Source organism: Pseudogracilibacillus auburnensis (assembly GCF_003201975.1).
Lineage (GTDB): Bacteria > Bacillota > Bacilli > Bacillales > Amphibacillaceae > Pseudogracilibacillus > Pseudogracilibacillus auburnensis.
This window is the reverse complement of sequence record NZ_QJJQ01000013.1, coordinates 1-20,392: the sequence shown is the minus strand read 5'-3', so window position 1 is coordinate 20,392 and position 20,392 is coordinate 1. Positions and strand designations below refer to the sequence as shown.

Sequence of the window (20,392 nt, the reverse complement as noted above, 5' to 3'; positions counted from 1 at the left end):
CCATCCTATTTTATTTTACCAACTGATTCTCTATATACGATTTTATGGGGGATAATGATTCGCTTTGTTGGTTCATTTTTATTCATTGTCTTTTCAATTAACGCTCTCGCTGACTGAATCCCCAACTCATATATTTGTATATCTACAGTCGTTAATGGTGGCTGAGTTAATTCGGCCAAGTAAACATTGTTAAAGCTAACGAGTGAAATATCTTTCGGAACTTCATAACTAGACTGTCTCAACATATTTGTAACACCTAGACTGATAAGGTCATCACTAACAACGATTCCTGTCGGAGGGTTGTTAAGCGAAAATAAACTAGCAACTGCTTCTTCTCCCCCTGATCTTACAAATTCCGTATGAACCTTATATTGTTCGTTACTCGTAATTCCTGCTTCTTTTAATGCAAGTGAATAACCTTTTTCCCGATCAACTGTCACAAATAAATCAGTTGAACCACCAATAAAGGCAATCCTTTCGTGCCCATTATGAATAAGATGCTCAGTAATTTCTTTACCAGCACGGATGTTATCATTATCGACATACGTAATTTCATTCTCGTATTCATAAGGCTTACCAATAATCACAAAAGGAAAGTCCCGCTCACGTAAAAATGTTGTTACAGGGTCATTCGCTCGGGAATAAAGAAGAATGACACCATCAACGTAGCTTCCATATACCATTCGCTTTACTTCTTCAAAAATTTCATCCTCTGTATCTCCGGTCGACAAGGACATTGAATATTTCATATGATGGATGGCAGATCCGATGCCACGAAGCACTTCCGGAAAGAAAGGATTTTGCAGTGCTTTGCTCGTTGACGACGGCATGATGACTCCAAGGGCATTCGTAGACTTTGCAACTAGGTTTCTTGCACTGATATTTGGGTGATAGCCAAGTTCTTTCATGACTTTGCGGACTTTCTTTTTTGTAGCATTACTTATTCTTGGGTTATCAGCAATTACTCTAGACACTGTAGAAGGAGATACCCCACATACTTGGGCAACATCTTTAATTGTAACCATTTGATCCAACCTCCTACAAATGACATTTGACAATATTTTCGTTTCTTCTTTCTATTAGTATAACATGATGTTCGACTACCTTAACGCTGTATTGATCGTTATCTAGCTGTTTCTTCCGACACCCCTTTCATAATTTGTTTCTGTGTAAAGAAGTATCCATCATAACTGGTAAATAGGAATCGTAAGTCAGCTAAAGCAAGATACCATTGTGTCGTAGATTCTCGTAAAAATAAATATCATTGAAGTGAAATCGTTTCATAGGTACTCCACCAATAACGAAAGAGGGTAATAGATAATCATTTCAAATCAAAGTAACATTTAAGATGGCAACAGTTATCGTAATTGGCATTAGCAGTGAAAATGGCGTGCCAAAAAACTTAAAACCTATTATTCTTTGTTTTGAAATTTTTCCAAGCAAAAGGTGAGTATAAAATGAAAAAGACTACTAGAGTAATTCCTTCCAGTGATAAAAGATACCAAGGATATGGGCCTAATAAATCTAGTAAGCTTGCAGCACTAGGCTTATGTCTTAAGAACATATAATTTGCGGATAGAGAGAGGTTGATTATAAATACAATGACGGCAATAGCGTTTATCGTGATAAACGCTTTTAAAACAGACCTTATGGTAATAGTAAACTGGTATAGTGATATCATCATTAATGGAGCAAGGATAAGTAACATATGATCAATAAAAAATTGCCAAAAACGATATTGCGGAAATCCAAAGTTCAAATCAGGTGTTAAAATTGCCTGTATGGCGCCGCCAATCCCGATAAAATAAAAAACCTCAAAGAGCTGACGGTTTTTCGTCAGTAGCATGATTCCACAAACTAAGGAAGAAATACTACAAAGTTCAAGGGGAAGAGATGAGCGTATATCCCACGTTTCTGTTCGAATATACCAGAACTCTAGGCTAATGCGACTGATAATTAATAAGGAGCCAACGGTAAGTCGAATAGTACGCCTGTATGGTAAAAGGCTCTTTTTCCATAAAAATAACGAGAAAATGATCGAAAAAATAAGAACAATTGTAATCAGATGAGCTGTTCCCCACATATAAAACGGTATTTCGGGTTGATAAAACCAATTGTTCATCATGATCCCTCCAAAAGAGAATGGCTCCTTCGACTTCGCTACCTATTTTTTAAACGAAATGACCTGTATGTATTTTATCATAATTTAAAGATTCTCGATTGAAAAGAGTTCATTTAATGTAGACGCAATAATTTAGCTTCCATATGAGGCTAGGACAAAAGTTTTTTTATCAAAGGGAAATCCGAACAATAGTTGTTGCATATAATCCGTTCCGGAAATATACTTCGCTTTCCGCGGGCAACGCCTCATCTAATTTCAAAAGTTTTATTCAAAACTTTTGAAATGGATTTTCGGCTGTTGCTTTTCCCGCAGGAGTCTACGTATATTACCTTCACTTAGGTCGTATATTGTTCGTCTTTAGATTTGATCGTTCTAGTTATGTCCCAGCCTTTTATTAATCATTGATAAATAAAAAATGGGGGAGCTATCTATGATAGCTCCCACTCATTTTCATTCCCCATTGACTTCTCCATTTTTTCAGACTGCAATTGTGAGGCATTCTCGGAATCATCCTCTATATTTGTTACATTTTCTAACGGTTCCTCCGGCTTTTCCTTTTTAGTCATCAATAACATCCTCCTTTAAGCCAGATTTAAAAGTGTGAATTAACTTGGGACTTAGTATGAACAGATGTTTATCATATGATACCCATTCAAAATGTGAGAAAACTTACTTTTAGTAAGTACCTAATAATGACCCCAAAAAAATAGCGATTAATTCATTCATCAGTACCTTGCATTAATTAGTAGTGTGTTGTATAGTATTTATGCAAGGTATTGTTTTTATACCAGTACTATATAATATATAGTAGATCGTTCTAAAGAAAGTGACGTGAGAAAAGTGAATGTTCAGTTTAAAAAAGGGGTTTTAGAGTTATGTGTGCTTGTTTTACTTGATCAGCAAGACCGTTATGGCTACGAACTTGTACAGAAAATTTCTAATCAAATATCGATATCAGAAGGGTCTGTTTACCCATTATTAAGGCGTTTGACAAAGGAAGGATATTTTACAACATATTTAAAAGAGTCAACAGAAGGTCCTTCAAGAAAATACTATCAATTAACAAATACGGGGCGCATCTATCTCCATAAATTACTTCAAGAATGGAAGGATTTTACCTATGGGGTAAATGAATTAATTAAAGAAGGTGTGAAAGATGACTAAAGAGCAATTTTTAAATAGTTTGGATACTGCTCTTCGTAAGCTGCCAAAGGAAGATCGTGAAGAAATAAAGCAAGATTTTATGGAACATTTTTTAATGGGAGAAGCGGAAGGAAAAAGTGAAAAAGAAATCATTGCTGCCTTAGGTTCTCCGCAACAGATAGGAAAAGAAATGGCTGCAAATTACTATGTTGATCAAATGGAGACACAAATAACGCCAGGAAGTATTTTTAAGGCTATTTGGGCAATCATTGGGTTAGGCTTTTTTAACTTAGTTATCGTTCTTGGACCACTTATCGGGATTTTAGGAATACTATTAGGTGGCTGGGTAGCAGGTATGGCTTTTGTCTTATCCCCGTTGTTAGTGTTAGTTAACGTTTTTGTTTATCCAGGTAGCTTCGAATTTTTTGATTTATTCGTTGCAACTGGACTTTCTGGGCTAGGCATTTTTATTAGCATTGGCATGTATTTTGCGACTAAAGCTATTATATTTGGACTTATTCGCTATCTAAAATTTAATATTAGCCTAGTGAAAGGTGGTTTAAACGCATGATAAAAAGATTATCCATCATAGCTATTGCCTTATTGCTTACTGGTGTGATTGGGAGCATTTTAACCATTGATACACAAATGAAATCTGCAGAAATATTAGAGGAGAAAGTGATCGAAACAACGGATTTTAGCAATATCGATATTTATTCAAATAATATAGCAATAACGATAGTGCCTAGTGAAGTTAAAAAGGCAAAAGTAGAATTGTTCAGTAACAATGTTAATTATGAGCTATCGGCAGAAGTGGAAGGGGACACACTTAAAATTACTGCATTAATGAACCGGTATAAACTATTTACATTTGATATTTTTCCACAAGAACAATCATTAACCGTCTTTATACCTAAGGAAACATATGAAAATATACAAGTGAAAAGTAATAATGGTCGGTTAAGTATAGAGGAACTAAAGGGTAATAAGATTCAGTTCGAAACAAATAATGGCAGTATCAATGTAAATAATGTAAATGGAGAGAATGTCGTCCTTGAAACAGATAATGGAAGCATTAAGGCAAAAGGCATTCATGCAAATCTTGTCCATGCCAATACGAGAAATGGTAGCATAAAATTAGAACAGATAGAAGCTGAGATTGTTGGAGAATCAAATAATGGGCGAATCTCTCTCAAAACAGAACAGTTAGATCAATCAATGGAACTGCGCACAAATAATGGAAGAATTGAAATTCGTTCCGAAAGCAAGCCGGAAAATGCCATGTTTGATTTGAAAACACATAATGGATCGGTGAAAGTTTTTGGGGAGAAGAATTGGGAGACGGTAGTAGGAGATGGGGAAATTAAAATAAAAGCTGCCTCCCAAAATGGTAGTATTTCAATATCTCATTAAGTGATTTTAGAAGACTTAGTTGAAGGTTTTCCTTTTAAACTAAGTTTTTTTGTTGGAGAAAAACCAAAAAAATATGGAGAGAATAATAACGAAAATTTTTACAGATATTTTTTTGTAGGTATTTTTACCAAACATATGCTATAATTTTTATGTTATCTAAATTGATTACTGAATTTCCATGAGTATTTTTACGATGAACATAGATAAAGGGCTTACAACATAGGAGCGTGTTTCTGTTTCTGATCATTCGTACCATTTTTATCTCGTATCTAAAAAAGCATCCTTAAGTGATCATAAATAGTGAAGATAAATATGAGCAAGATCAGAACATGTTGGATATATTAAATGTTACTGTTAGTTACAGGGGCTATGGTAGTTCTGGACTAACATTTTTTCTCGTTAATTTACGTTAAATGATGGAGTAAGGAAGGTGCTATGATGAGCATTTCGTTAAGAAACTCGATGAAATTGGGTAAGTTCAGTGAATGTGAAGTGGTTGCTGGTCATAGTGGTGTAGATAGAATCATTGAAAATATCACAATTATGGAAGTACCCGATATTGTGAAATGGTTAAAGGGAAGAGAATTAATTTTAACTTCTTTATTTGCCATTAAAAACGATAAAGATGCACAAAACTTATTAATTCAACGACTGTCTTATGCTGGTGCTACTGCACTGGCGATTAAGCCATTCGAATCGATGGAGGACATACCCGAAGGCATCATAAATAGTGCAAATAAACTAGGCTTTCCAGTCATACGAATACCAGAACAGGTTAAATATTTAGATATATTATCCCCAGTAATGCATCATATTTTTAATGAAAAAGTTGTATTACAAGAAGATTTGGAGCAGGCAACAAACGTATTGCAGGAGATTTCTTTAAACGCTCAAGGTGTTGACGTTTTTGTTGAGAATGTCAGTACAATTACGAAAAATTTAGTTACGATTGAAAGTGAATTTTCTTTTATTAAGACACCAATACCTGAACAATCGGTCTCTCCGTTATCAGAAGCTGCAAAGCATGAGTTGTCCATTATAAAAAGGCCAATTCGGTATGAACGGAAATATGGGGATGAACTCGTTCCATGTGTTGTAGCACCGATCATCGTTGATGGAGAATATTATGGAAATATCACATGCTGGGCAGTAAAGAATGAACATTTAACAATGGATTTAGCTATTTTAGAAAAGGCTTCTTCATTGTTATCATTGGAATTCCTCCGATTAAAAGTGAAATATGATATGGAGCAACAGTATAGAAATGATTTCATGAGGGAACTATTATTTAATGAAAGTATTAGTGAAAATGATTTAATTGAATGGGGCACAAAATATTCTATTTCCAAAGATAATAAATATGTTTGTTTTTTGTTAGATGAAGATGAAAAGGAAAACACGAAGCAACTCATACGGAAAGCAGAAGTGAATGCAAAGTTACTAACAGAATGGCCAAAAATGTTGATTGGCATGATTAGAAATAGAATATGTATGATCCATTCAGTTGATGAAAGAGATTTAAAGGAAACATGTGAAAAAATAATAACTAATCTATCGACACAACTTGATGGACACGGTTTAACACTAGGTGTTGGTGAAGTATACAAAGGCCCTTTAGGAATAAGAAAAAGCTTTTTCCAAGCCGAGCAAGCATTGAAATTAACGAAGAGAATAAAAGATTCCAAAAACATTATCTATTATGAAGAATTAGGAGCTTTTCGCTTATTAGGTTTACTAATTGAAAAACCGGAATTAATGGACTTTTATGACGAAACAATTGGCAAACTATTAAAGCATGATCCAAAGGGAGAGTTTATTAAAACATTACAGGCTTTCTTTTATCATAATGAGGCATTAAAAGTGACTGCTGAAGATTTGTATATTCATGTTAATACATTGAAGTATCGACTAAAACGTGTGGAGGAAATTACGAATTGTGATTTAAGAATGTCAGAAGATAAAATGAATATTTTTATAGGAATGAAAATCCATGAGCTTATTCAGAAAGAATGATAGGTTTCATTGTCTTAAACGACAAAACATATCCGTTAAATTTGGTCATTTCACACATTACAATCTTCTGAATATAAATTATAATTAGATTTAAGTCAACTGACTACGTAACAAAGTTTCTGTATAACGCTTACATTCAACTAGTGATTTTAGTTCATTAATGGATGAATTGGAAAAAACTTGGCTTATCGCCAATCCTTTAATGGCGTGAATTAACTTACGACGCACAGTGCTAGTACTGGCGTCCGCGACAAATGCTTTTCGGTGGGACGAGCGTTAGCGAGAGAAGCAGGGCGTCGCGCATTTTAGTCAATGAGTAGTAGGAACGTTTTATACATTCTTATCGCTAAAAAATTTAACATCATTACTAGGGGGAAAATGTTAATGAACATCAAAAGAATTTTAGCATTAGTAGCAACACTTACCGTTCTTGTGCTAGCTGCATGTGGGGGAGGCACTAAAGACAATGACGACGGTAATAAGGAAACAGCTGATACTGATGCTAGTAACAACGGAGACTCTGTCGTCATTAGATTAAGTCATAACCAACCACTTGAAAGTCCTGAACATGTTGGAGCAGCAAAATTTAAAGAAGTTATTGAAGAAAAGTCAGATGGAAAAGTATCAGTAGAAATCTTCCCTGCTTCTCAACTGGGAAGTTTGAGAGAGCAAATCGAAGGAACTCAATTAGGTGAAATTAATATTACGATGCAACCAACAGCTTTTGTAACACCTTTTGTTGATGATGTGAAAGTAATTGATTTGCCTTATTTATGGCCTGCTGACACAGAAAAAACGTATGAAGTATTAGATAGTGAAGCTGGACAAGCTGTATTAGATACACTTGAAAAAGGTGGCTTTAAAGGATTAGGTTTCTGGCCTGGTGGTTTTAAGTTATTTACAACAGGTAAAAAAGAAATTCATGCACCCGAGGATTTTAAAGGATTAGATATTCGAGTCATGTCATCACCATTATTAGAAGATCAATATAAATTATGGGGTGCCAACCCAACGATGATTGAATATGCAGAAGTTTATAACTCCTTACAGCAAGGTGTTGTTGATGGACAGGAAAATCCGCTTCAAACAATTTACTTAAACAATTATCATGAAGTACAAGATAATATTATTGAAAGTTATCACGGAATTATGTCCTATTTATTTATGGCAAACAAAGATTGGTTTGAAGGGCTTCCGGCAGACGTTCAAGAGCTAATATATGAAGCAGAAGAAGAAGGGAAAAAGGCCGCAAGAGAATCGCTTGCAGAAACAGAGGACGATTACCGTCAACAAATTATCGACTCGGGAGTTAATTATTATGAATTAACAGATGAAGAGATCGAGAAATTTAGAGAAGTTTCTGTTCCTTTCCATGAGGAAGCTTATGGAGAATCAGAACAAGTAGAAATTCTAAAGCAAATAAAAGAAAAGATTGAAGAAGTAACAAAATAATCTTTTAATATCTTAAAGAGGATGTTCTAAAAGTCCAACAAAAGTGACGCATCGAATTTCTACGTTGGCTGTTAAGAAAGGATATATCCTTTCTTACTGCTCACTGGCTAAAGGTGCGACGTCCTGTCGCAACGCCAGTACTAGCACGTCCTGAGCGTCGTGGGCAACACGGAAGTCATTACATCCTGTAAAAGTCCGTTCTGGGGAGCTACGCCGTCTTGAACTTCTTGGTCCTTTTTATCGGTCTTTTTGAATACGCACTTAGTGAGAAGGACATCTCTAGAATTTATCGTTCTAACTAAATTTAGTAAAGCAAGGAGTTAGTTCACTTCTTTAAACTAATTCCTTGCTTTTTGCATTCTATTTTCTAAAATTAAATCACATGTGGAAGGAGATGAGAAAATGAAGATTTTTAATAAGACAGAGGAAGCTTTTGTAGGAATTACCATTATGACGGTAACATTTTTCCTTTTCATCAATATCATTTTGCGTTTTTTCTTTAGTGCAGGAATATCTTGGACAGAAGAGTTTATTCGATATGCAATTATATGGATTACTTTTATTGGTGCAAGTATTTGTTTCCGTAGGGGAATCCATGTTGGTATTGATGTATTGATTGATTCTTTACCAGGAAAGAGTAAAAAGACATTAAGTATGATTATTAATTTGTTAGCAATTGTTTTTATGATATTTCTTATTAAGTATGGACTTGATTTGGTTTTATTTAGTAAAGGGACTGGGCAATTATCACCAGCACTACAAGTTCCAATGTTTTGGGTTTATTTAGCAATTCCTATAGGTGCACTCCTTTCTCTCATACATTTGTTTATTCAAACATTTGAGATGATACGGAATTTTAGAACGAATTAGTTATAGAAAGGGGAGAAAATTCAATGATAGTAGCTTTAATTGCATTAATTTTTATCTTTTTACTTAGTAGTGTACCTATTTATATCTCATTGGGACTTGCTGCATTTTTATCGGTCATCTTTTTCAGTGATATTCAACCTATGTTACTTATCCAGCGTTTATTTGCTGGATTGGATCAGTTTGCATTAATGGCGCTACCGCTTTTCATTTTAGCCGCCAATATTATGGATGGTGGGGGGCTTTCAGAACGAATTTTACGTTTTGCCCGTGCGCTCGTCGGTCACCTATCTGGTGGAGTGGCAATGACAACACAAGTGTCGAGTATGTTTTTTGGGGCACTCTCAGGTTCTGGGCCAGCAACTGTAATAGCAATCGGTAAAATAATGTATCCAGAATTACTAAGAGGTGGATATAGTAAATCATTTTCTTCCGGCCTACTCGCCTCAGCGGGTGCTGTTTCCTTAATTATTCCACCAAGTATTACATTAATCATTTATGGTTCTGTAACAGGTGTTTCGGTTGGAAGTCTATTTATAGCAGGAATTGGAGCAGGTATCATTTTTGGCCTGTCCTCTATTATTTACATTTATTTATATGCGAAGAAATATAATATTGCCAGAGATAAAAAGGCAAGTAAAAAAGAATTATGGGAAACGACCCGTAAAGCAGGCTGGGCACTACTGATTCCGGTTATTATTCTTGGTGGAATTTATACTGGAATGTTTACGCCAACGGAGGCTGCGGGGGTTTCTGCTATCTATGCGCTGTTTATTAGTTTTTTCGTCTACCGTGAAATGACAATTAAAAAGTTCTATAAAATATGTGTAGAATCTGGCATTACAACAGCACAAGTACTCGTTCTTGTGGCTGCTGCACAAATTCTTGGATGGTTGTTAACAAGAGGTCAAGTACCACAAATGATTGCTACCTTTATTGCAGAGAATATTTCAACTCCATTTATGTTTTTACTATTATTCAATATATTATTACTCGTTCTTGGTATGTTTATTGAAGGGGTTGCAGCAATCATAGTCGTTGCCCCACTTGTATATGGAGCGGCAATTGCACTTGGTATTGATCCAGTTCATTTAGGAATTATTATGATTGCAAATCTTGCAATTGGAATGTATACACCACCTTTTGGATTAAATATATTTGTTACGCAAACGATTACTAAAATAAATATGAAGGAAATGTTCCCAGGATTAGTAGCATTTTTAGGCTTTAACTTATTAGGATTACTCATTATTACGTATGTTCCAGATGTTTCATTGTTCTTATTAAAAATACTTGAATGAATCAATTTCATCGTTCAATCATTTTTCGTATTTATTTCTGAAATGGGCATTTATGAATTTGATTCGAATAAATGAAATGGAAAAAACGATTATTCTAAATAAGGATAATCGTTTTTTGATCTGATGATTGATGGAAGCAAAAAAGCGTCCACCTCATTTTACCTTCAATAATCCATAAGAAATCTGCTAAATAAAGTCTTTGTAGATATCTACTTAAATCCTCTTCATTTACTGTTTGTTTAGACAAATAAAAGATAGAGTAAATAAGCTTATACTTAAAGTAGAGGAATGGAATGAGGGGGAGTACCATTGAATGTAAAACGCTTGCAACAGTGCTTGGAACAAGTTAACCAATTTGGCTATTCAGACGAAGGGATCAGCCGATTGGCATATACTAACACAGAACAACAAGCATTGAAGCATTTAATCACTCAATTTGAAAATGAAGGAATGACAATCGAAATAGATTCAGTTGGCAATGTCATTGCTCGTCGGGAAGGAATAGATCCAGCTCTTCCAGCAGTAGCATGTGGCTCACATATTGATACCGTGTACAATGCTGGGAATTTTGATGGTACTGTTGGCGTGATTGCAGGTCTAGAAGTCATCCGTTATCTAAACGAACATCAAATAAAAACAAAACATCCTATCGAAGTAATTATTTTTGCTTGTGAGGAGTCTGCTAGGTTTGGCGTTGCGACCATCGGGAGTAAAGTAATGACAGGTCTAGTTGAAAAAGATGAATTAACGCATTTAGTTGATAAAGATGGTATTACGCTGAAAGAGGCCTTACAATCATGCAAATTTAATATGGCAGAAGCTAACCGTGCTAAGCGAAAAACGGATGAAATAAAAGCTTTTTATGAGCTTCATATTGAACAAGGCCCAGTTCTAGAAAAAGAGGAAAAACAGATTGGAATTGTAACTGGAATTGCGGCACCTACACGATTTAAATTACAAATTTTCGGACAATCAGCTCATTCGGGGTCAACTCCAATGAGCCATCGGCAAGATGCTTTTTCAGGTGCAGCAGAAATTGCTCTTGCACTAGAAAAAGCTGCTCGTCAAGAAGCAATAAATGGTACAGTGGCTACCGTTGGGAATTGTGAAGTAAAGGCTGGTGCGATGAATGTTGTACCAGGGGAAACAGAGATATTAATTGATATTCGCGGCATATCAGAAGCATCAAAACAGCGAGTCGTTGAAAAACTTTACAAGATTATTCATGATGTGGAACAAAGTCGTAAATTAAATATTGAAATAGTAAAGTTATGTGATGAATGTCCGACCAAAATGGATGGGGCTATTATTGCATCACTAAAAGAAACGTGTGAAAAAAATGGATTCTCATTTATAAAGATGGCCAGTGGGGCCGGGCATGATGCAATGAATATGGCAAAAATGTATCCGACAGGAATGATTTTCATTCCTTCAAAAGATGGGTTAAGCCACCACAAAAATGAATTTACATCAATAGAACAAATATTAGTCGGTGCTACTTTATTAAAAGAAGAAATAATGAAGGCAGCTCAAGTGACGAATAAGGCATATTGTTAGGAGTGAGGCAAATGCAAGTAAATAAGTTGGAAGTATTGTCAAACGTAAAGGTGAGTGAGCGGTATTGGCATATGATAGTAGATTCACAAGAGCTGACAAACCAAATTGAACCAGGTCAATTTTTTAATATAAAATGCGCAGACGATTCGTTTCCTTTTTTGCGTAGACCTTTTAGTATTTATCGGATTAATAAAGAAGATGGGACAATTGAATTTCTTTATCTAGTAAAAGGGTTAGGCACTGTCAAGCTGACAGAAGTTAAAGCTGGTGAAACGGTTGATGTTTTTGGGCCGCTAGGCGTTGGATTTTCTTTAGCAAAAGAATGGGATACGATTCTACTTTTAGCAAGAGGGGTTGGAATTGCGACACTTGCAGCGCTTGCACAGGAAGCAGCAAAACAAAATATTAAGTGTGTTGCAATTTTAAGTGCGCGTAGCAATAATGACCTACTTGCAACAGAAACACTGCAAGGATTTGGCGCAGAAGTGTATAAAGTGACCGAAGAAGATGGCACAAGTGATGTGGACAATGTCGAAATAATTATGGAGCAAATTTTTAAAGAACACGATGTTAAAGCAGGATTCACATGTGGATCAAAAAGGCTTTCTAGATTGATGCAAAAAGTAACACAGGAAAAAAACATTCCAGCTCAGATTGCATTAGAGGAACATATGGGCTGTGCGATGGGTGTTTGTTATGCTTGTGTGTGTGACGTGCAACATGGGGATAAGATTGAATCTGTACGAGTTTGTAAGGAAGGGCCTGTCTTCGATCTTGATAAGGTGGTGCTAGCATAATGGAAAAACTAAATTTAGCTGTTCAAATCGGTAAGTTACATTTAAAAAATCCAATCATGCCAGCATCGGGTGCATTCGGCTTTGAAATGGAAAGTATATTTGATTTTAATAAACTTGGTGCTGTTGTGCCAAAAAGTATTACAAAATATCCTCGAGGAGGAAATGCCACACCAAGAGTATGTGAAGTAAATGGTGGCATGATTAATTCGATCGGAATTCAAAGTAAAGGATTACCTTATTATGTAGAACATATCATTCCTGCATATAAAAAATACGACACCCCTTTAATTGCGAGTATTTCCGCTGACTCAGTAGATGAATATGCAGAAATGTCCGAAATCATTGGAAATACGGAAGGTGTCTTAGGAATTGAGCTCAATATTTCGTGTCCAAACTTAAAAGGAGACGGAAAAGCATTCGGAATGGATGCCAATATTTCATATGAACTAGTGAAAAAAGTAAAGGGAGTAACAGAGCAACCAATTATTACGAAACTTACTCCAAATGTAACGAGTATTCAAGAAATTGCTCGTGCATGTGAAGAAGCCGGATCTGATGGATTAAATGTTGCCAATACGCTCCTTGCTATGGCCATCGATATCCATACAAAGGAACCTAAAATCGGTAATGTACTTGGTGGAATTTCAGGACCTGCTGTTAAACCAATTATCGTCCGAATGATCTATCAAGTAAGCCAAGTATGTTCGATACCAATCGTCGGCTGTGGTGGTGTTATGAATGCAGATGATGCGATTGAAATGATCTTAGCTGGTGCTACAGCTGTACAAGTTGGTACTGCAAGTTTTATAAATCCAATGGCAATGATCGAGATTATTGAAGGGATCGAAGCATATATGAAAAAATATGAAGTGAAAGACATTAATGATATAGTTGGGAAGGTCAGTACCCCTTCTGAACTAGCGACATGTCAAGCTTAATAGATGAGTCTTTGATGGAAAAGAGGTTTAAATCAATTGAAATGGGATCATATTATTCGAGGTGGGGAAATTGTTACACCAACCTCTCAATATAAAGCAAATATATATGTAAAAAATGGAAAAATTGTTACCATTACAGATAGCGAACTTGAAGGGGAAGCAAAAGAGATCACCGATGCGACAGGACTTCAAGTATTACCGGGATTAATTGACACACATGTTCATTCACGCGATGGTGGAGCAACATATAAGGAAGATTTTTTTCATTCGACACAAGCTGCAGCAGCGGGTGGAATAACGACTATTTTTGAAATGCCAAATACAAATCCAACCATTAATAATGTCGAAAACTTTCATAAACAAGTAGAAAATTTACATTCAAAAGCACATGTAAACTTCGGGGTTTGGGGAATTTGTTTAGGTGATATAAATAATGAAGACTTACAAAGCCTTAGTGAAGCAGGAGTAATCGGCTTTAAATATTTTTGGGGTTATGCGGTAAATAAACATACGTTCCAATTAGTATATAATTACTCCAATGAGATGGAAGATGTTTTTCCACCTTGTGATGATGGAGAAGTGTTTGCGATGTTTGAGGAAGTAGCGAAAACTGGGCAAACATTTGCTATTCACGCAGAAAATAGTGATGTCATCAATCGATTAACAAAGAGTTTTGAGAAAAGCGGCAAAACAGATTATGAGACATTTTTAGCATCAAGACCAAATGTAGTTGAAGAATTAACGATTCAAACAGCTATTTCAATGGCTAAACAAACAGGGGCAAAACTGCATATCTTACATGTGAGCACTGCTGAAGGGGTACACTTAATTCGTCAAGCACAAAAAGAAGGCATTCCAATAACAGCAGAAACATGCCCACATTATTTGTTTTTAACGAATGAAGATTATGAAACAATTGGTCCATCAATGAAAGTGTATCCGCTCGTTAAATTCCGAAAAGATCAAGATAGTATTTGGGAAGGAATTGCTGATGGTACGATTTCATTTGTCTGTTCCGACCATGCCCCACATACAGAAGAGGAGAAGAATGGCGATTTATGGACGATCCCTGCAGGCATGTGTGGAGTCGAAACAATTGCACCATTAATGCTAAATGCCGTATCAGAAAAAAGAATTACATTGCAACAGTTCGTTTCCTTATTAGCTGAAAATCCGGCAAAACAATTTGGAGTTTTTCCGCAAAAAGGAGCTATTCAAGTTGGCTCGGATGCCGACTTAACGATTGTTGATATGAAAAAGCAAGCTGTCATTAAAAAAGAACAGTTGCATAGCAAAAGTAAAGTAACAGCATATGATGGATATAAAGTTACTGGAATGCCAGTTGTCACAATCGTTAATGGGGTTACAGTAATGAAGAACGGGGAAGTAACCGGTGGAATTTTAGGAAAACTTGTCATCCCAACAAAATAAATAAAAAGCACCTTATAATATGATAAATCACGGTCATATGGAAGGTGCTTTTTTCTAATTCACTCAACTTTCGCATACTGAAATAAACAGTAAAGACTGGATAGAATGAAGGGGATGGAGATACAGTACTAGGGTTGACTTTGAATTTTACTTTAGGGGTGTCTACTTACGTCTAAATGCATTGCTCTTCAGGTTGTAAGTCTTATCAAATAGTAGAAACAAACTGTGCAGTAACTAAGTTAGCAGCACCGTTGATTTTCGCTACGGACAGTTGCTTTCCACGGGCAACGCCTCAACTAATTTCATCCGTTTTTGTCAAAACGGATAAAATGGATTTTCGGCTGTTGCTTTTCCCGTAGGAGTCAACTGTCCTCCGCTCCAATCAACTATACGTTAGGTGAATGTAAATGATATTTATTTCAAACAAAATAATACTCTCATGATTCAAGTTTACCATCACTGTGGAAAGGCATAGGTGAGACCCTGCCCCGGCAAGGGGTATGCCGACGTTGGCCGCAAAGGCCGGTTTCAGTAGGCCTTCCTTAATTACGAGTGAGGAGACTTACCAGCCGCCGCGGTAAAGGAGACACTGTGAAAACAAGCGATAGCGCAGGTTGAACAGATGTCGCTCTTATGCCCTATGGTGAAAGCGGAGTGTATTTCCGTAGCGACGGGGTCTCCGCCACTAAATGTTACTGCATAGTTTGGTTCTTATATGCAACATCCAATCATTTTTTGCAGATGAAGGTAGCGCTCTTGATTTTCAAAAAACCGCTTATGATACCCAAGTTGTCAAAGACATTAATAGAAGCACCTTGAACTTAACCAAGGAAACTGTTTAAACTCATATTATTGTTGCGAGAGTTAAGTTATTCATTAAAGTTAGTGAAATTGAATTCCTTTTTAAATGTTTCATAATCTAAATCAAGCTGTTGACATAATGTTGCAATTTCTTTGAAAAAATCAAATCCTTGTTCAACTGGTTGATCTCTATTTTCAGAGTAAAAAATAAGTAATCCATGTAACTCTTTAAAAGCTTTTACTTTATCTTGTTTATTCATGCAAACACTCTCCATTCTACATGCAAGTTTTCATACGTTTATTATAGCATGTAAATTCAACGAAACGTACACCTTAATAGCAACATTATTCATTGCAATAAACTGACTAAAAAGAAAACAGTCCACAATTTTTTACTATTTCATCTGTTGTAAGTAGGCTGGCTTCTTTAATCCCTACACGATTTAATTCCATAAAGGACTGCACAGCTTTATATCCAACTGAGTACCCTGCAAAAGGGGACAATCCAACAGGTTGAAATCCTTGCTCCTTTGCAATGATGTCACCAAACATATAGCTACTGACTTCGGCAAATCGTTTTATGTCCAATGAATCTTTAATTATTTCGATTGAGTATTCTAGATCCTCTTGGTCAAAAGACGTTACCCAAGGGCCTAATAGATCTTCTCCATATAACTCTTTTGCGAATGACTCTGCTAAACCTTCGATAATTAAGTAATCACCAACAGTTACATTACCATGATCCCAATCAAAATAAGAAAAACGGACATTGTGGTGAAATTCATGTGCAATGACAGCGGGAATTCTGGAAATATTATAAGCATTAGGATAAATAGACACATGAATAAAACCTGGAATACCACCAAACCCGCAATACCCCTTTTGAAATTCGAGTTTCTTTGGGTCAGCAATATACATGCCAAATTTCAATTCATGAGCATCTATTTTTAGATGATGTTTTTCGATAAAATGAATACAATCATTCAAAGTATCATAAACCGTTTGAAGTGCTTGAATTTCTTTTAGCACCGTTAAAGCCTGTTGTCCCATTTTGGTCTCCGATACATCAAGATAACCAAGCATATTTGTAGCCATGATAACATCATACCCATTCGTTTGTTTCGCATTTATTGGAACATTGATTGCATTCCACATTTTTTCAAAAGGCTTCATCATGGAATACCGAAAGAAATGTTCTCTCCCTTTTTCCATAGAAAACATGGACTCATATTGACCGATTGTATCTTCTACTACTAGTTTCATTCTTAGATACCTCTCTTTATTTCAGTTTGAATTGGACAAACTACTTCATTAGTAGTTGTACTTAGTCATTCCATTTACATTTCTCTATTGCCACTATAAAGTATTACGTAACGTTAGAGTCAATTAGGAAAATGCTCCATTTTAGTTTATTTTTCTTTAAGAAGGGGATTACTAATTTTAAATACTTATGTTGAGGTGAATGAATAACGATAAGACGTTGAAATCACCCACCATTATCTGATTTAAGGATGATGAACATGTCCTTATTATTGCATGTTGTATAGACTGATATTTTGTATTCATTCTGAGCTTATTTTCTTGACCTTATGTAAATAAACGTTTATTGTAAATATATATTGAATTAGAGATAATTGAATTGGAATAATAATGTCTGCTTCAATTATCTAAATTATAAATGTAATACCAAAATAGAAAGGTAGGAATTTAAATGGCAACTTGGAACGTAGATGCTTCACACACAAATGTTGGATTTTCGGTTAAACATATGATGGTGTCAAAAGTGCGAGGTCGTTTTACCGAGGTGGAAGGGACGATTGAAGGAAATCCCGAAGACTTAACAAATGCTCAAATCAATTTTAAGATTCATGTATCATCGATTCATACGAATAGCGATGATCGTGATAATCACCTTCGATCAGCAGACTTTTTCGATGTGGAGAAATATCCTTATATAACATTTTCGTCAACTGAGATTGTAAAAACAGGTAATAATGAATACAAGATTACAGGTGACATGACGATGAAAGATGTAACAAAAAAGGCTACATTTGAGGCGGAATATGTCGGCTCTGGTAAAAACCCTTGGGGTGTAGATCTAGCTGCATTTGAAGTTGAAGGAAAAGTTTCTAGAAAAGAATTTGGTTTAACATGGAATCAAACGCTAGAAACAGGTGGCGTTTTAGTTGGAGATGACATTAAAATAACGTTGGAGCTACAAGCAAATCCTGCATAAATAATCAGAAGAACTTTTAAGCGATTTCCAATTGGAGATCGCTTTTGTTTTGCTAAATAATGACATATTAATACCCTTTGTAAATTTTACGTAAATTTTGCGTAAACTACATGTTAAACTATATATTATTTCGACAAATTACGCTATGATAATTAACGTGAATTTAATACTAAAGGTAGGTAATAAAATGTTTTTTAAAAAAGAAGATAAATTCTCGAAGCATTTAAGTGATATTTCTTCAAACTTAGTGGAAAGTATGACCTATTTTACAGACTATAAATTGAAAAATATAGAAGATCTGAAAGTATTTTCTGATAAGATGAAAGAATTTGAAACAAAGGGAGATTCCTTTGTTCATAAAGTAATCAAAGATTTAAATAAAGTTTTTATTACTCCAATTGAACGGGAAGATATCTTATCTTTAGCAATGCATATGGACGATGTGTTGGACGGATTAGAACATATTGCAGCACTATTTGAAATGTATTCAATTACTGCTACTGATGATTATATGCATCAGTTCGTCGAAGCGATTCATAATAGTGTCATTGAAATTGAGAAAGCAGTTGTCCTATTGTCTCAAAAGAAATTGCACCAAATTAGACGGCATGCAATTAAAATTAAAAATTATGAATCAAAATGCGACACAATTCGTCGTGTATCTATTAAAAAGTTATTTCAAGTGGAAAAGGATCCAATTCAATTGATTAAGTATAAAGAGATCTATGAGAAATTTGAAGAAATTGCAGATTGCTGTGAGAATGTGGCGAATACTTTTGAAGCGATCATCATGAAAAATGCTTAAGGAGTAATATTAATAATGGATACAATACTTTTCATAACAATTTTAATTGTTGGTTTGGCTGTAGTTTTTGATTTTATTAATGGTTTTCATGATACAGCTAATGCAATCGCTACTTCCGTTTCAACAAAAGCGTTAACACCAAGGCATGCAATCATATTAGCATCTGTGATGAATTTTGCTGGAGCGATGACTTTTACAGGCGTGGCTAAAACGATCACAAAAGACATAGTTGATCCATTTACCTTGGAAAATGGTTCATTAGTAATCATTGCTGCCCTAATAGCGGCTATTGCATGGAACTTAATTACATGGTATTTTGGAATTCCGAGTAGTTCTTCGCATGCACTTATTGGATCCATTGCCGGAGCAGCCATTGCTGCAGCAGGCTTTAAAGCATTAAATTATAGTGGGTTTTCGACTATTATTTTAGCCCTTATTTTATCACCAGTTTTAGCCTTTTCCGTTGGGTTTATTGTGTACAGTATTTTTAAAGTTGTATTTAAAAATAATAATTTATCAAAAACAAACAGAAGGTTTAGAAATATCCAAGTTGCAACAGCCGCATTACAAGCGTATTCTCATGGAACAAATGATGCCCAAAAAGCAATGGGGATTATTACGATGGCACTGATTGTAAACAATTATCAAACTTCTGATGAGATTCAGTCTTGGGTACAGTTTGTTTGTGCACTTGCAATGGCTCTTGGAACGGCAATGGGTGGATGGAAAATAATAAAAACAGTCGGCGGAAAAATCATGAAAATCCGCCCTGTAAATGGAGTAGCTGCGGATCTTACTGGAGCGGCAGTTATTTTTGGAGCGACATTTAGCCACTTGCCAGTTAGTACAACGCATGTCATTTCATCATCTATTCTTGGAGTTGGAGCATCGCACCGTTTAAAAGGAGTAAAGTGGGGTACAGCTCAAAGAATGATCTTTACTTGGATTATTACCTTACCTATTTCTGCTACTTTAGCTGGTATATCTTATATGATTCTTAATTTCTTTTTATAAATAATATATTTGTTTCGTTAGAGGCTGAGACATCACTAAAGCAACCAAATCTAAAGACGAACCATGCATTATCTGAGCGAAGTATATTTCCAGAGCGGGTTATATTCAGCTACCATGGTTCGGATTTTTCTTTGGGGAAAACACTTTTGTCCCGGTCTCTTTTTACTTTAAAGAACTTTCTTCTAATTATTTAGACGACTTGAACCTCTCATGACTAGAGTCATAAGATTCTTGGGAAGAGAGCATACTTGATTTTTAGTGGCATACACTAAAATCAGAGGTTTCTCTTATTTACCAAGCTATCCCCGTAGTTCCTACGGTTTTTTTAAACTTAATTTAATGCTCGTAATCGTAAGCCTTCGTTTAAAATGTTTTTACTCGCATTTATATCACGGTCGTGATTTGTATGACAAACGGGGCAAGTCCACTGCCTGATCTCAAGCGTTTTCTTGTCACCTTTGTTTCCACATTTAGAACAAATCTGACTGGAAGGAAACCATCT

Annotated in this window: 19 protein-coding genes and 1 pseudogene; 14 read left to right on the top strand and 6 right to left on the bottom strand. The window is 35.5% G+C overall.

What is annotated here, in order from left to right:
- Nucleotides 1-5: 5 nt before the first annotated feature.
- From DFR56_RS16000 to DFR56_RS23050, 3 genes are all read right to left on the bottom strand, one after another.
- Nucleotides 6-1,025, bottom strand: coding sequence for a LacI family DNA-binding transcriptional regulator (locus tag DFR56_RS16000; protein WP_110396462.1), 1,020 nt, complete (start codon nucleotides 1,023-1,025; stop codon nucleotides 6-8).
- A gap of 377 nt (nucleotides 1,026-1,402) precedes the next feature.
- Entirely contained in the window at nucleotides 1,403-2,122 is a 720-nt protein-coding gene (locus DFR56_RS15995) for a YwaF family protein (RefSeq protein ID WP_158525676.1), read from the bottom strand.
- A 428-nt stretch (nucleotides 2,123-2,550) separates the two neighbouring features.
- The gene (locus DFR56_RS23050; protein ID WP_211320645.1) at nucleotides 2,551-2,691 is read right to left on the bottom strand and encodes a hypothetical protein; all 141 of its coding nucleotides are present in this window, start codon (nucleotides 2,689-2,691) and stop codon (nucleotides 2,551-2,553) included.
- A gap of 271 nt (nucleotides 2,692-2,962) precedes the next feature.
- On the opposite strand from DFR56_RS23050, the gene DFR56_RS15990 reads away from it, so the two are divergent.
- The 11 genes and pseudogenes from DFR56_RS15990 to allB all read left to right on the top strand — a co-directional run bounded on the left by DFR56_RS15990 (nucleotide 2,963) and on the right by allB (nucleotide 15,034).
- Nucleotides 2,963-3,286 (top strand): PadR family transcriptional regulator, encoded by a 324-nt coding sequence (locus DFR56_RS15990; protein WP_110396460.1) that lies wholly within the window; start codon nucleotides 2,963-2,965, stop codon nucleotides 3,284-3,286.
- Nucleotides 3,279-3,840: pseudogene (locus tag DFR56_RS15985) on the top strand (HAAS signaling domain-containing protein); the annotation flags it as partial. The gene DFR56_RS15990 and the pseudogene DFR56_RS15985, both read left to right, overlap by 8 nt.
- Nucleotides 3,833-4,678, top strand: coding sequence for a DUF4097 family beta strand repeat-containing protein (locus tag DFR56_RS15980; protein WP_110396458.1), 846 nt, complete (start codon nucleotides 3,833-3,835; stop codon nucleotides 4,676-4,678). The pseudogene DFR56_RS15985 and the gene DFR56_RS15980, both read left to right, overlap by 8 nt.
- A gap of 438 nt (nucleotides 4,679-5,116) precedes the next feature.
- On the top strand, nucleotides 5,117-6,691 hold the full coding sequence (locus tag DFR56_RS15975; protein WP_158525674.1) for a PucR family transcriptional regulator: 1,575 nt from the start codon (nucleotides 5,117-5,119) through the stop codon (nucleotides 6,689-6,691).
- Between the two features lie 384 nt (nucleotides 6,692-7,075).
- The gene (locus DFR56_RS15970) at nucleotides 7,076-8,143 is read left to right on the top strand and encodes a TRAP transporter substrate-binding protein (protein WP_110396456.1); all 1,068 of its coding nucleotides are present in this window, start codon (nucleotides 7,076-7,078) and stop codon (nucleotides 8,141-8,143) included.
- Between the two features lie 402 nt (nucleotides 8,144-8,545).
- Complete coding sequence (locus tag DFR56_RS15965) at nucleotides 8,546-9,013, top strand: TRAP transporter small permease (protein WP_110396455.1); 468 nt, start codon at nucleotides 8,546-8,548, stop codon at nucleotides 9,011-9,013.
- A 23-nt stretch (nucleotides 9,014-9,036) separates the two neighbouring features.
- The gene (locus DFR56_RS15960; protein ID WP_110396454.1) at nucleotides 9,037-10,311 is read left to right on the top strand and encodes a TRAP transporter large permease; all 1,275 of its coding nucleotides are present in this window, start codon (nucleotides 9,037-9,039) and stop codon (nucleotides 10,309-10,311) included.
- Nucleotides 10,312-10,620: 309 nt separating this feature from the next.
- Nucleotides 10,621-11,868: a Zn-dependent hydrolase gene (locus DFR56_RS15955; protein WP_110396453.1), complete on the top strand. Its 1,248-nt coding sequence runs from the start codon at nucleotides 10,621-10,623 to the stop codon at nucleotides 11,866-11,868.
- Between the two features lie 11 nt (nucleotides 11,869-11,879).
- Nucleotides 11,880-12,665: a dihydroorotate dehydrogenase electron transfer subunit gene (locus DFR56_RS15950; protein WP_110396452.1), complete on the top strand. Its 786-nt coding sequence runs from the start codon at nucleotides 11,880-11,882 to the stop codon at nucleotides 12,663-12,665.
- Entirely contained in the window at nucleotides 12,665-13,603 is a 939-nt protein-coding gene (locus DFR56_RS15945) for a dihydroorotate dehydrogenase (RefSeq protein WP_110396451.1), read from the top strand. Before DFR56_RS15950 ends, DFR56_RS15945 begins: the two co-directional genes overlap by 1 nt.
- Nucleotides 13,604-13,639: 36 nt before the next feature.
- Complete coding sequence (allB, locus tag DFR56_RS15940; RefSeq protein WP_110396450.1) at nucleotides 13,640-15,034, top strand: allantoinase AllB; 1,395 nt, start codon at nucleotides 13,640-13,642, stop codon at nucleotides 15,032-15,034.
- Nucleotides 15,035-15,903: 869 nt separating this feature from the next.
- Here the strand turns inward: allB and DFR56_RS15935 are convergent.
- Both DFR56_RS15935 and DFR56_RS15930 read right to left on the bottom strand, forming a co-directional pair.
- A complete protein-coding gene (locus DFR56_RS15935; RefSeq protein WP_110396449.1) occupies nucleotides 15,904-16,095 on the bottom strand; it encodes a hypothetical protein in 192 nt (63 codons plus the stop codon).
- A 106-nt stretch (nucleotides 16,096-16,201) separates the two neighbouring features.
- A complete protein-coding gene (locus tag DFR56_RS15930; protein ID WP_110396448.1) occupies nucleotides 16,202-17,098 on the bottom strand; it encodes a DUF2268 domain-containing putative Zn-dependent protease in 897 nt (298 codons plus the stop codon).
- A gap of 448 nt (nucleotides 17,099-17,546) precedes the next feature.
- Between DFR56_RS15930 and DFR56_RS15925 the strand changes: the two genes are divergently transcribed.
- From DFR56_RS15925 to DFR56_RS15915, 3 genes are all read left to right on the top strand, one after another.
- Nucleotides 17,547-18,071, top strand: a complete 525-nt coding sequence (locus DFR56_RS15925) for a YceI family protein (protein ID WP_110396447.1) — start codon at nucleotides 17,547-17,549, stop codon at nucleotides 18,069-18,071.
- A 187-nt stretch (nucleotides 18,072-18,258) separates the two neighbouring features.
- On the top strand, nucleotides 18,259-18,876 hold the full coding sequence (locus DFR56_RS15920) for a DUF47 domain-containing protein (protein ID WP_110396446.1): 618 nt from the start codon (nucleotides 18,259-18,261) through the stop codon (nucleotides 18,874-18,876).
- Between the two features lie 15 nt (nucleotides 18,877-18,891).
- Nucleotides 18,892-19,890, top strand: coding sequence for an inorganic phosphate transporter (locus DFR56_RS15915; RefSeq protein ID WP_110396445.1), 999 nt, complete (start codon nucleotides 18,892-18,894; stop codon nucleotides 19,888-19,890).
- 331 nt (nucleotides 19,891-20,221) lie between these two features.
- Here DFR56_RS15915 and DFR56_RS15910 read toward each other — a convergent pair.
- The coding region (locus DFR56_RS15910; protein WP_146214307.1) for a zinc ribbon domain-containing protein at nucleotides 20,222-20,392 on the bottom strand (171 nt) is incomplete at its 5' end.

What these genes read in the sequence shown, in the direction of transcription:
- DFR56_RS15975 (WP_158525674.1), top strand. Translation starts at nt 5,117, where the DNA reads ATGAGCATTTCGTTAAGAAACTCGATGAAATTGGGTAAGTTCAGTGAA.
- DFR56_RS15915 (WP_110396445.1), top strand. Translation starts at nt 18,892, where the DNA reads ATGGATACAATACTTTTCATAACAATTTTAATTGTTGGTTTGGCTGTA.
- DFR56_RS15995 (WP_158525676.1), bottom strand. Translation starts at nt 2,122, where the DNA reads ATGAACAATTGGTTTTATCAACCCGAAATACCGTTTTATATGTGGGGA.
- DFR56_RS15980 (WP_110396458.1), top strand. Translation starts at nt 3,833, where the DNA reads ATGATAAAAAGATTATCCATCATAGCTATTGCCTTATTGCTTACTGGT.
- DFR56_RS15945 (WP_110396451.1), top strand. Translation starts at nt 12,665, where the DNA reads ATGGAAAAACTAAATTTAGCTGTTCAAATCGGTAAGTTACATTTAAAA.
- DFR56_RS15970 (WP_110396456.1), top strand. Translation starts at nt 7,076, where the DNA reads ATGAACATCAAAAGAATTTTAGCATTAGTAGCAACACTTACCGTTCTT.
- DFR56_RS15930 (WP_110396448.1), bottom strand. Translation starts at nt 17,098, where the DNA reads ATGAAACTAGTAGTAGAAGATACAATCGGTCAATATGAGTCCATGTTT.
- DFR56_RS15960 (WP_110396454.1), top strand. Translation starts at nt 9,037, where the DNA reads ATGATAGTAGCTTTAATTGCATTAATTTTTATCTTTTTACTTAGTAGT.
- DFR56_RS15925 (WP_110396447.1), top strand. Translation starts at nt 17,547, where the DNA reads ATGGCAACTTGGAACGTAGATGCTTCACACACAAATGTTGGATTTTCG.
- DFR56_RS15920 (WP_110396446.1), top strand. Translation starts at nt 18,259, where the DNA reads ATGTTTTTTAAAAAAGAAGATAAATTCTCGAAGCATTTAAGTGATATT.
- DFR56_RS16000 (WP_110396462.1), bottom strand. Translation starts at nt 1,025, where the DNA reads ATGGTTACAATTAAAGATGTTGCCCAAGTATGTGGGGTATCTCCTTCT.
- DFR56_RS15950 (WP_110396452.1), top strand. Translation starts at nt 11,880, where the DNA reads ATGCAAGTAAATAAGTTGGAAGTATTGTCAAACGTAAAGGTGAGTGAG.
- DFR56_RS15935 (WP_110396449.1), bottom strand. Translation starts at nt 16,095, where the DNA reads ATGAATAAACAAGATAAAGTAAAAGCTTTTAAAGAGTTACATGGATTA.
- DFR56_RS15965 (WP_110396455.1), top strand. Translation starts at nt 8,546, where the DNA reads ATGAAGATTTTTAATAAGACAGAGGAAGCTTTTGTAGGAATTACCATT.